Origin of the sequence: Vibrio thalassae, assembly GCF_900089835.1 — a bacterium.
In the GTDB taxonomy this organism is placed as follows: Bacteria; Pseudomonadota; Gammaproteobacteria; order Enterobacterales; family Vibrionaceae; genus Vibrio; species Vibrio thalassae.
The window spans coordinates 114,589-127,101 of sequence record NZ_OANU01000123.1; the positions used below are offsets into that span (position 1 = coordinate 114,589).

The 12,513-nt window shown below is 46.2% G+C and carries 6 protein-coding genes; 4 read left to right on the plus strand and 2 right to left on the minus strand.

What is annotated here, in order from left to right:
- Positions 1-56 precede the first annotated feature (56 nt).
- From VTH8203_RS20905 to recD, 4 genes are all read left to right on the plus strand, one after another.
- A complete protein-coding gene (locus VTH8203_RS20905; protein ID WP_244181280.1) occupies positions 57-1,010 on the plus strand; it encodes a TDT family transporter in 954 nt (317 codons plus the stop codon).
- Between the two features lie 85 nt (positions 1,011-1,095).
- Positions 1,096-4,572 carry an exodeoxyribonuclease V subunit gamma gene (gene recC, locus VTH8203_RS20910; RefSeq protein WP_096995394.1) on the plus strand — a complete coding sequence of 1,159 codons (3,477 nt, stop codon included), beginning with the start codon at positions 1,096-1,098 and terminating at the stop codon, positions 4,570-4,572.
- Positions 4,573-4,818: 246 nt separating this feature from the next.
- Positions 4,819-8,436, plus strand: a complete 3,618-nt coding sequence (recB, locus tag VTH8203_RS20915; RefSeq protein WP_096995395.1) for an exodeoxyribonuclease V subunit beta — start codon at positions 4,819-4,821, stop codon at positions 8,434-8,436.
- A complete protein-coding gene (recD, locus tag VTH8203_RS20920) occupies positions 8,436-10,604 on the plus strand; it encodes an exodeoxyribonuclease V subunit alpha (RefSeq protein ID WP_096995396.1) in 2,169 nt (722 codons plus the stop codon). The genes recB and recD overlap by 1 nt, the downstream gene beginning before the upstream one ends.
- Positions 10,605-10,676: 72 nt before the next feature.
- Here recD and VTH8203_RS24650 read toward each other — a convergent pair whose 3' ends face one another.
- Positions 10,677-10,856 carry a hypothetical protein gene (locus VTH8203_RS24650; protein ID WP_158296211.1) on the minus strand — a complete coding sequence of 60 codons (180 nt, stop codon included), beginning with the start codon at positions 10,854-10,856 and terminating at the stop codon, positions 10,677-10,679.
- A gap of 196 nt (positions 10,857-11,052) precedes the next feature.
- A complete protein-coding gene (argA, locus tag VTH8203_RS20930; protein WP_096995398.1) occupies positions 11,053-12,390 on the minus strand; it encodes an amino-acid N-acetyltransferase in 1,338 nt (445 codons plus the stop codon).
- Between the last annotated feature and the right edge of the window lie 123 nt (positions 12,391-12,513).

Sequence of the window (12,513 nt, forward strand, 5' to 3'; positions counted from 1 at the left end):
GCAGAGTTAATATAAGCGCAACACATTAATAGAGGCAGTTAACAATGATTGCGACCATGAAAAAAGCACACGACAGAATAAAAGGCGCTCCAACTCCTATGGCAGGATTAGCGCTAGGTATCGCAAGTCTTGGCTGGTGCTGGGAAAACGCGTTGCCGTTGCATCATGGCGCACAATGGGCGGGCGCTGCGATTGCAAGCGTGTTGCTAGTGATTTTGGCTTACAAATTTCTATTTCATAATCACCTGCTAAGAGAAGATCTAGCGCACCCAGTGGTAGGTAGTGTTGTCCCTACGTTTGCAATGGCCACGATGGTTGTGTCTCATTCAGTCGGTCAGTTCCTGCCAAGAGTGGGTGATGGCATCTGGTTGTTTGCGGTCGCGCTACACATCGTGTTCCTTGCAAGTTTTGTTTACCATCGTAGCCGCGATTTTGAACTGTACCATATGGTACCAAGCTGGTTCGTTCCACCTGTGGGTATTGTCGTCGCTGATGTGGCGTTTTCTGGTAATCCAAATCTGCAATGGGTAGCAAACGGTGCGTTGTACTTTGGTTTAGGTACTTACGCGGTCATGCTTCCAACTATGATCTATCGTTTGATTTTTACGCATGAGATCCCTGATGCAGCCAAACCAACATTGGCAATTATGGCAGCACCTGCAAGTCTCTCACTCGCTGGTTATCTAAGCGTGGCAGCAGAGCCTTCACCAGTGATTTTGGCGCTGCTATTTGGTATTGCGGTTCTTATGACCATGATCATCTACTTAGCGTTTATTAAACTGCTTCGTCTACCATTTAGTCCAGGTTACGCAGCCTTTACCTTCCCTATGGTGATAGGCTCCACTGCTTTATATAAATTGGCGGCTTGGATGGGCGCTCACGGAGCATCAGAAAGTGCAACTCAGCAAGTTCGAATGTTAGCCAATATCGAGCTGATTGTAGCAACGGTCGTTGTAAGCTATGTAGCATTACGTTACCTAATGGCTTACTTTCCAAAACCATCACGTTAAGTGGCGTAGAGTGGAAGTCAATATTAGAACCGACGTTAATGTGTTAATCTTGAGTGAGGGCAATTAGTTAAAGGCGCGCGGTAACGTGTTCACCGTTTATCACTCAAATCAAATCGATGTATTGAAATCTCTATTGGTGCAATTGATCAATATTGACCCATTAGAGAATCCCTTCGAGAAAGAACAAATTCTTGTGCAAAGTCCAGGGATGTCACAATGGTTGCAAATGGCACTGGCACAAGAATTTGGCATTGCTGCCAATATCGACTTTCCACTTCCTGCAACGTTCATTTGGGACCGATTTGTTCAAGTGTTGGATGAGGTACCCAAGCGCAGTGCATTCAACAAAGAAGCGATGACATGGAAAATTATGCATCTGTTACCGCTTCATCTCAATGATCCTGACTTTGCACCGCTTGCTCAATATCTTTCTGACGACGACGACGCGTCCAAGCGTTATCAATTAGCGGAAAAAATCGCTGATATCTACGACGGCTATTTGGTTTATCGACCAGAATGGGTAGCGGCGTGGGAGGCGGGAGAGTCTGTCCTCGAACTGGAAGGGCTACAGCCTTGGCAGCCAAAGCTGTGGCAAGCACTGTACGATCACACGGTCGCGTTAGGCCAGTCACCTTATCATCGTGCCAACCTCTATGAGCACTTTATCGATGCGTTAACGCATAATGCGGATATAAAGTCGCATGGCCTAGATAAACTGCCTAAGCGCTTATTTGTCTTTGGCATTTCATCCTTACCACCGCGATATTTAGATGCCCTCAAGGCGCTGGGGCAGCATATTGATGTGCATCTGATGTTCACCAACCCTTGTCGTTATTATTGGGGCGAAGTGCGTGACCGAAAATATCTGTCTAAGCTTGCAGCTAACAAGCGTAAACACTTACAGCAGATTGCCGATGTGGCACATTCTGACGACATGTCAATGGTGGAACAGCTAAAAGGTTCCATCGATGAAAACATCGAGGATGAGCTGCATATTTCTGAAGTGGGTAACAGCTTGCTCGCTTCTATGGGTAAACTAGGGAGAGATAACCTTTATCTACTTTCGCAATTAGAGTCGAATGAGATAGAAGCCTTTGTTGATGGACAGCGAACCACACTGCTGGCCAATATCCAAGCTGACATTTTGAACTTAGAAGAGCACCAAGACGATCAGTTATTGCTAAATTCTCAGCATAAGCCAGTCATTTCGCCTCAAGATCATTCATTGTCTCTGCACGTTTGTCACAGTCCGATGCGTGAAGTAGAAGTGTTGCATGACAACTTACTGGCAATGTTTGATCGCAATCCCGATCTCAAACCACGTGATGTGATTGTCATGGTGGCAGATATCAACGCCTATAGCCCAGCGATTCAAGCGGTATTTGGTAATGCTTCTGGTGAGCGTTACATTCCATTTTCGATTTCGGATCGAACGGCAGACAAAGAAAGTCCGTTATTGAATGCCTTTAATCTATTATTGCAATTACCCGAGTTACGCTGTTCTAGTAGTGAGTTGCTTGAGCTGTTAGAAGTGCCTGCTATTATGCAGAGATTCAGTATCAGCGACAGTGAATTTGCCACACTAAAACTCTGGGTTGAAGAAGCGCAGATTCGTTGGGGCTTAGATAATCACACCGCAAGTGAATTTGACCTACCTGAATTTGAGCAAAACTCTTGGATGTTCGGTATTTCTCGAATGCTAGCTGGTTACGCCATTAGTGAGCAAGCTGGCTTGTTTGAGTTTGAAAATGGCACCATCGCACCTTATGAGCAAACACAAGGCATGCAAGCCGAAAGTGCAGGCAAACTGGCACAGTTTATCGATACTATTGCCAAATATAGAGCGTTGCTTGCCAAATCTGCGCCGATAGAGACATGGCAAACCAACCTTAATGCCCTATTGGACGATTTCTTTGATGTTGACCTAGAAGGTGAAGTGGTCGTAAAAGCGATTCGTGACACACTATCTGGACTGAAAGAGCAACTTCAAGACGCTTGTTATAGCGAGCGCCTTGCCCCCCGTATTGTACGCCAGTATTTCATCGACAAACTATCAGGCTCACGAGTTAGTCAGCGCTTTCTTGCAGGGCAAGTCAACTTCTGTACCTTGATGCCAATGCGCTCAATACCCTTTAAAGCGGTATGTTTGCTTGGTATGAATGATGGTGTTTACCCAAGAAGTGTCCCGCCTGAGAGTTTTGACTTAATGACAGGTCGTACCAAGCCAGGAGATCGCTCCCGTCGAGATGATGACCGTTACCTATTTTTAGAGGCCTTATTGTCTGCTCAGCAGCAACTTTATATTAGCTACGTTGGACGTTCTATTCAGGACAATACGGAACGGGTGCCGTCAGTACTGGTCTCAGAACTTTTGGAGTATTGCGAGCAAAATTACTGCTTACAAGGCGATAGCGAGTTAATGGTGGATGAGTCTGGTGCCAGACTTCGCGACAATTTGGTCCAGGAGTATGCAATGGTGCCGTTTAGCGCGTCTCATTTTAAGTCTGCACCGGGCTATCAAAGTTACGCCTCAGAGTGGTTACCTGCCGCTTTGCAACAGCTAAGCAACGTGAGAATCAATGGCTCGGTACCGTTTGCACTTGAGCCTATTGAGCGTGCTTTAGGCAGTGTTGCTGAATTGGATCTTACCGAACTGCAGCGCTTTTGGCGCTTGCCGGTTCAGTACCTATTCAATCGCCGGCTTGAGGTTAGCTTTGATGATCAGCAGTTTTCAACCGAAGATGATGAGCCATTTGCGCTCAATGGATTGGAAAGTTTTGTGTTGCGAAAAGAGCTACTTGATGTCTTCACAAAATCAGAAGACAGTACTGACAAGCTAGCGGCATTTGAATCGGCACAGAAAGCGCAAGGCTATTTACCTATCAATCACTTTGGTGATTTGGAGTTTGCATCGAACGTAGCGCAAACCGAAGAACTCGCCAAAGCAGTACGCCCGCTGTCGAGTAGAGCGTTAGACGATACAGAAATAAACCTGCAAGTGGACTTGGGGCCGATCACTGTTCGATTACAAGGTTGGGTCACTGGCCTCTATGGTTCTGGTCTACTTAGATATCGCAGTGGTCGGTTGCGTTCTAGTGACTATTTAAGTGCTTGGATTGACCATTTGGCGTTGACGCTCGCAGGACATCCTACAGCAACACATATGCTGGCTTATGACAAAAAAGAAGGGGTAGTACATCGCGTCTATCCACCACTTGATAAGGTTCAAGCTGAGCAGTATATGAAGCAGCTATTGGAGTTATTTTTAGACGGTTTGGATAAGCCATTAGCTTATTTCCCTGAATCGGCATTGGCGGGAGTCGAAGCCAACTTTAGCCGCGGCAGTTGGACCCCAAACGATGAAAAGATGCTAAGCAAAATGGAAGCGCGATTTATCGGTGGTTATAGGCAAACGGGAGAGGGAGAGAATCCCTATATTTCTCGAGTCTGGTCTGAATGGGACGATGGCCTTGGCAATGAACTCAAGTTAGTCACGCAATTAGTGCTCGAAGCGCCAAGAACAGTCAGTGTGGATGCTGAAGAGTTCTACTCTCAAGGCTAAGAGAAAGTCTTATGTACATATCAGATCTGGTAAGAAAGAGAGAGGGTGGCCGCCAGTGTTTTTATAGTGTGTAGGGAGATTGCTGTACGGCCAAGTAGGTCAGAGGGACCAGTTTCTAGGGCGCATAGTAGTGGGAGCGGATAATGAATTCCGTGAATGCGATCGCACCCTGCATAAATGGTAGTTATATCTAATTGATAGAGTTGAAGAATTAAGCGTTGGATCACACAGTTGAGTTTAAACACCATGTCACAGAGCCATGAACCTATAGCGTTAGACACCATGCAGTTTCCATTGCACGGTGCAAGATTAATAGAAGCGTCTGCGGGCACAGGTAAAACATTTACCATTGCGGGTCTGTATTTACGTCTACTTCTTGGTCATGGCAGCGATCAAAGTCGTCATCAACAGCCATTAACGGTCGACCAGATCTTAGTCGTAACGTTTACGGAAGCGGCAACGGCGGAGCTTAGGGGTCGTATTCGTGGTCGAATCCATCAAGCGCGAATTGCTTTTGCGCGTGGTGACAGTGACGACCCAGTCATTAAGCCTCTGCTAGCCGATATTACTGATCGGCGCTTTGCAGTGGATACTTTGCTGCAAGCAGAACGACAAATGGACGAAGCGGCGGTGTATACCATCCATGGTTTCTGCCAACGAATGTTAACCCAAAATGCGTTTGAGTCTGGATCTCGATTTAACAATGAATTTATAACTGACGAAAGCAGATTAAAAGCACAAGTAGTCGCGGATTTTTGGCGCAGCCAGTTTTATCCTTTGGGGCTGGAGTTAGCTAGTGAAGTCCGAAAGCTATGGGCAACGCCAAATGATTTGCTCAAAGTCATTGCTCATTACCTGACGGGGCCTGCGTTGTCGCTGACCAATGTCGATGCTTGCAGCGATATTACCCAGCTCCATGCACAGAATTTACAGAGAATCCAAGCCCTTAAGTCTGAGTGGTTAGCGGTTGCCGATGACATCGTTGGGTGTATCAGTCAATCGGACGTTAATAAACGCAGCTACACCAAAAAATCGCTGCCCACTTGGGTTGCGGCGATCACTGATTGGTCCAAACAAGAAACACTGGATTACTATTTACCAACGCAATTAGAGAAATTTGCTCAAAACGTTCTTATAGAAAAAACGCCTAAGGGTGACGCGCCAACGATGGCGATCTTTGCTGCGATTGAAGCCTTTTTGGCACAGCCTCCTGAGCTTAAAACATCATTGTTAGCATTGGCTATTCAGCATTGTCGTCAGCGACTGGCGTTAGCCAAAGAACAAAAGCAATGGCTCTCCTTTGATGACTTGTTAACCCACTTGTCTGCCGCGTTGGACGGTGAATCTGGTGACAGTCTCGCAGAGAATATTCGAAGCCAATTTCCGGTGGCGATGATCGATGAGTTCCAAGATACGGACCCGCTTCAGTACCAAATATTTAGCCATGTGTACTTAAATCACCTCGACTGTGGCTGGTTTATGATTGGCGATCCTAAGCAGGCGATCTACGGTTTTCGCGGAGCCGATATTTTCACTTATATACAAGCTCGAAATCAGGTACAAGACCACTATACGCTGGGTACCAACTGGCGTTCCAGTGAGAGTATGGTCGACGGAGTGAATACGCTATTTAAGCAGGCTGACTCTGCCTTTCTCTACGATGATGACATTCCGTTTCATGCCGTCAATGCGAGTCCTAAAGCAGGCAAAATGCAGTGGCAATTTAATGGTGAACATCAAGCGGCAATGCAATTTTGGCTGCAAGATGCGCAATCCCCCATTGCTAAAGGGGATTATGTGTCAACAATGGCCGTCGCTACCGCTCAGCACATTAAACAGGTGTTAACCCAGTCTCAAACCGGTAAAGCGGCGCTGATTCATGGAGATAGCCACGAAGCGATTGAAGCGGGCAACATTGCAGTGTTGGTGAGAACCGGTAGCGAAGGTCAGTTGATTAAACAGGCGTTGTCTGAGCGCGGTATTGCTAGTGTTTATCTTTCCAACCGAGACAGCGTTTTTACCAGCGAAATTGCTGATGATGTGCTGCGTTTGATGCTGGCAGTTTGGCATCAAGATGATGAGAGAATGCTAAAAAGTGCGTTGGCCTCGCAGCTATTTGCTCTGCCTGCCGTCCAACTAGACAGTCTCAATAACGATGAAAACCTGTGGGAACAAGTGGTTGCTGAATTTCGTGAGTATCGCCAACTTTGGATGTCGCGCGGCATTTTGCCAATGCTGCGCTCGGTGTTGTTTAAGCGAGAAATATCCAACCGACTGCTGGCTACTGATGGTGGTGAGCGATTACTTACCGACTATCTCCATTTGGGAGAACTGCTACAGGCAGCAAGGCAAGATATGGAAAGCGACAGCGCGTTATTGCGCTGGCTGGGGCAAGCCATTGACGATGCGAAGCAAGGGCTTGGATCTAGTGACGAGCATATTCAGCGTTTAGAGTCAGAGCGGAATCTGGTTCAGATTATCACGATTCATAAGTCAAAAGGTTTGGAATACGATTTAGTGTATCTGCCGTTTGTGGTGAGCTATCGAGAAGCGATCGACGCGAAGTTCTATGATGCAGAAAGCCAGTCATCGGTGCTCGATCTGCGTCAATCGTCAGCTTCGATGGCACAAGCGGACAAAGAGCGGCTTGCTGAAGATTTACGTCTCATCTACGTTGCATTAACTCGTGCGGTTTACGCCTGTTTTATTGGGATGGCGCCCCTTAGAAATGGCCGTTCCACCAAGGAGCCAACAGGGCTTCATCACAGCGCGATTGGGCATCTGATTCAAAATGGGCAAGAGATGGGGGTGAGCGAGTTAGGTTCTGCGCTCAACCAACTTGCCAATGCGTCTCAAGCTATCGCGATTACTGAGTTACCAGAGCTCGATGAGGAGCGTTATCAAGAGTTGGAGCGACCAACCGAAGAGCTTGTCGCTAAAGCTCAATCCAAGACCATCGATCGTGATTGGCGAATCACCAGCTACTCAGCCCTTGTAAAACAGAGCCATCATAGCAGCGATAATGACGTGTTTATTGAGGCATCTGGGCTTGATATCGATTCATCTGAAGAACACGAAGTCGATGTGTTATTGGAGCCAGAAAAAACCATTTTTCATTTTCCTAAAGGAGCTCGTCCTGGTACGTTTTTGCATACTGTATTTGAACAGGTGGAATTTACAGAGCCTGCCACATCATCACAAAACAGCGAGGTGATTCGTCAGCTTCTCGAACGGGAACAATACGATGCAGAGTGGTTACCGGTGATTCAGCAGCTTGTGGATCAGGTTATGAATACGGCGCTAGATGGTAAAGCGTTGTATTTAAGAGATAAGGACTCTGCGCAACGTTTAGTCGAGATGGAATTCCTGTTGCCGATTGAAGTACTTGATGCGGTGTCATTAAACCGTGTTATACAACGCTATGATGCGTTATCTGCGAAGGCAACGGAGTTGGGTTTTTACACCGTTAAAGGCATGCTAAAGGGCTTTATTGACTTAGTGTTTGAACATCAGGGTAAGTACTACGTGCTCGACTGGAAATCAAATCATTTAGGCGATGAAGCAGAACGTTATCAAAAACATCAACTCAACAACGCTATGGTTGATCATCGTTATGATCTCCAATACCAAATTTACGCGTTGGCGCTGCATCGTTTCTTGAAAACCCGCATCGCGGATTATGATTATGACCAGCATTTTGGCGGCGTGTTTTATCTGTTTTTACGAGGGGTTAGACCTGATTCTGACTCCGGTATTTTTAGTGCTAGACCAGATAAAGCCATGATAGAAGCGTTGGATGGGTTGATTGCAGGAGAGCCTTTGCAATTGGACGAAACAAATGAGCAAATGGGGTTAGACTTCTGATGGGAATAGTATTAGAAAATTTCTCCGAATGGGTGACGTATTTAGCAGAAAAAAGCATTTTGAGGCCCCTGGATTTTCAGTTTGCCAAGTTTATTGCCTCCATAGAATCTCAGCATCAAGATGAGTTGATGTGGTTAGCTTCGGTAACCAGCTACCAGTTGGGTCAAGGACATATTTGTGTCAATCTTGATGCGGATGAGCAAGTATCACCACCTATGCCCAGTTTAATTGGTTTGTATGGTGAAGCGGCTGAATCGCTAGAATACTTGGTTAACCAAGTTGACTGGCAACAGGTCATGATGGAAGCGTCAACGGTTACCTGTTTGTCTCCAAACGAAGTTATGACCGCGGCGGTCACGCCATTGGTTTGGCAGCAAAATAGGCTCTATCTTCAGCGTTATTACTATTTTGAGCAGACCATTGCCACTCGCCTCAATGCGATGGCTGAGCCTATTTCCATCGAAAGAGGCGCTCAGCAAAGCGTCGCAACGATGTTAGACCGTTTATTCATGCGTGAGTATCACTACCTGTATACTGCCTTGTCTGCGCTACCCACAGAGCAGAATAATCAAGTTATGCGTCAGCAAGTTATCTGCGATTTTCTCGATGTAGTCGATGCAGAGCCTATCGATTGGTTTTATGTTGACGACATAGTCACGCAAGCGACCAATGTAACAGCACTGCAAGCATTAGATGACGCGATTCCATTATCATTGTGTTTGAACTGGCAAAAAGTGGCTGCTGCTGTTGCGCTTACCCGCCGATTCGCCGTCATATCAGGTGGACCGGGTACTGGCAAAACCACGACGGTAACGAAGCTGTTAGCTGCGATGGTGCATCAGGCGAACCAATCAGGTGAATCACCTTCCATTAAGCTGGTGGCACCAACAGGGAAGGCGGCCGCTCGTTTGACTGAGTCCATCGGTAAAGCGGTCGACTCATTAACTGTTGAGCCTGAAATTAAGCAGCAAATTCCGACAGAGTCGAGTACGTTGCATCGCTTACTCGGAGCCATTCCCGGTCGCGTTGAGTTTCGACATAACAAAGCTAACCCACTGCATTTAGATGTGCTTGTTCTCGATGAAGCGTCTATGGTGGATTTACCAATGATGCATCGCTTATTGGATGCGCTACCCGCTCACGCACGACTCATTCTTCTTGGTGATAAAGATCAGTTGGCTTCAGTGGAAGCTGGCGCAGTGTTGTCGGACATTTGTGACTTTTCTCAGTTTGGTTACAGCAGTCAGCAAAATGATTTGATTCAAGCGTTAACGCAGTTTGATTGCCGATTGGCTGGCAAAGTGGGGGCCTCAAAATCCGCCTCAGCACTAGTCGATAGCCTGTGCGTACTGCAAAAAAGTTATCGTTTTGATGCAAGGTCTGGCATTGGTCAACTGGCCAAGCAAGTTAACTTAGCAAACAGTTATGGTTTTGATCAGGTCTGGAACAAGGCATTTGATGATATTGAATGGCTAGCATTAAGCGCCGACAGTTATCAACAGTTGGTTGATAAGCTCGTGCGTGCTTACAAACCCTATCTCTCTCAGTTGGGGCGAGCTAATCCGCAAGTCGAAGAGCAACAAAGTCCGGAGGCTTTGTCACAGTGGCAGCAACGTTTGGCGCGAGAAGTGCTCTCCAGTTTTGCCCAAAGCCGATTATTGTGTGCCGTGCGTGAAGGCGACTTTGGGGTTTCGGGGCTTAACCAGAGAATCGAAAAACGTTTAAAGCAGCGCGGATTCATTTCAAGAGGCGATGAAGCGTGGTATATCGGCCGTCCTGTTATGGTGACAAGGAACGACCATGGTCTTGGTTTATTTAACGGTGATATCGGTATTTGCATGTGGGATCATTGTGCTGAGACGCCAAGGCTAAAAGTATTCTTTGAATTGCCTGACGGCAGTATTAAGTCGGTACTGCCAAGCCGCATGCCTGAGCATGAGACGGCTTATGCGATGACGATTCATAAATCACAAGGCAGTGAGTTTTCTCATACCTTGATGATTTTGCCGCCAGACTTTTCGCCATTGTTGACCAAAGAGCTGATCTACACAGGCATCACACGTGCGAAAAAACAATTTACGTTGGTGGCAGACCAAAGGGTGGTAAATCGAGGTATTCGCCATAAGACATTGCGTCATAGTGGCCTAGCGAAGCGGTTAGCGAACTGAGGCAGATAAAGTGGGGTGTTTGGACGCTGTGAGTGGTTTTCCACCGTCCATGGTGGTCAATGCCCCGATGCTTTAGTCAAAGACTTCCGTGAACGTGATTTGGTTGATTCGGTACTTCTGTTGGTAAATCTTCATGAGATATTTTACCTTGTCGGTTACCGTAAATACGCAATGGACATTGTGTCCTTCTAAGAACTGGTTTTCAGCCATATCCCAGAAGCTATCAATGGAATTGCAAATAACTGTACGCATAGATGTCACTCCTAAAGTTGTCGTGCTGCACCTAGCTATCCATGCACTCCCCAAAAAACACATCAAGTCTTTGGGAGTCCCGTCACAAAAAACGTCATTTGAACAAATAGTAGACAGTAAACTTGGAGAAGTAAAATAATTTATGAGATCTAATGACAGCAATCGGTTGTATAAATAGATTGCTGTCAAGAGGAGATTAAACTGCAACAGAAAGGATTTTTGACTTACGTTGATAGTTGTACAAATCTTGTTTTGCCATTGGTAATGATTCTACGCCGATCTCCATAAAACCTTGCTCTCTAAACCAATGTAAGCTGTGAGTGGTTAGAACAAAAATTTGTTCAATCCCTTTCATTTTCGACTGTTGTTTCATGTGATTCAGGAGTAATAAGCCGCGGTTTCCGTCACGATAGTCGGGATGAATAGCCACACAAGCCATCTCCGCCATTTTTTCATTTAGGTAGGGATACAGTGCAGCACAGCCTATGATAAGACCATCTTTTTCGATGATGGTAAATTGATGGATCTCTTGCTCAAGTTGTTCACGAGAGCGACGAACTAAAATCCCTTTCTCTTCAAGTGGGCGAATCAGGTCGAAAATACCACCAATATCATCGATATCGGCTTGGCGAACTTGCTCGGCACTGGCCATAACAATTTGTGTACCGATGCCGTCAAGGGAGAATAGCTCTTGTATCAATGCACCATCAATCTTGTAGCTGATAAGGTGACAGCGAGGAACGCCTGCTCTGCATGCCGATTGAGCTCCGCGCAGAAACCGTAGCGTGCCGCTGCTTTCACCCTCATTGACCCTTTCTCGGGCCTCAAACTGTTCAATCAGCTGATTGACCTCTGTCGGGAATAGCTCGGCGATAGCGTTACCATTTTCATCTAGCACACCTTGCTCGGAACAAAAACCTATTAGTTTATCGGCATTTAATTTTATAGCGACTTGGGTCGCCACTTCTTCAGAGAGAAGATTGAATGTTTCACCTGTCACTGAACCAGCGACTGGGCCGAGAAGCACAATGGCACCTTGATCTAATACTTGGTTAATCCCTTGAATGTCGATACGACGTACTCGGCCGCTATGACAATAATCAATGCCGTCATCAACCCCAAGAGGTTGAGCAATCACAAAGTTGCCACTAATGACATTAAGCTGGTTACCTGCCATCGGTGTATTGTTAAGACTCATTGAGAGGCGAGCTGTGATATCGAGTTGTAGTTTTCCCGTTGCTTGCATGACGTAGTCGAGGCATTTTTCAGTCGTTACACGAGTCCCCTTATGGTAGGGGCAGTGGCAATCACTTTGCTTGAGCAATTGATTAATCTGTGGTCTTGCGCCATGAACGAGAACCAATTTGACACCAAGGCTGTGAAGTAACGCGATATCACTGACAATATTGGTGAAGTTTTTATCTGAAAACGCCTCACCACCTAACATAATGACCATAGTCTTATTTCGGTGGGCATTGACATAGGGTGTGGACTGCCTAAATCCTTTTACTAAGGCGGTGCTACGAATTTTCACGATACTAGCTCTTGGTTTATTTATGTTGAAATAATGACTTTTTATTCAATCTTGCGCAAGATTTAATTTTCACAATTTAGGTGATGAGTTGCATTTTTGCATTTGTGGTGACAATATGTCGCG

What these genes read in the sequence shown, in the direction of transcription:
- VTH8203_RS20905 (WP_244181280.1), top strand. Translation starts at nt 57, where the DNA reads ATGAAAAAAGCACACGACAGAATAAAAGGCGCTCCAACTCCTATGGCA.
- recD (WP_096995396.1), top strand. Translation starts at nt 8,436, where the DNA reads ATGGGAATAGTATTAGAAAATTTCTCCGAATGGGTGACGTATTTAGCA.
- VTH8203_RS24650 (WP_158296211.1), bottom strand. Translation starts at nt 10,856, where the DNA reads ATGCGTACAGTTATTTGCAATTCCATTGATAGCTTCTGGGATATGGCT.
- recB (WP_096995395.1), top strand. Translation starts at nt 4,819, where the DNA reads ATGTCACAGAGCCATGAACCTATAGCGTTAGACACCATGCAGTTTCCA.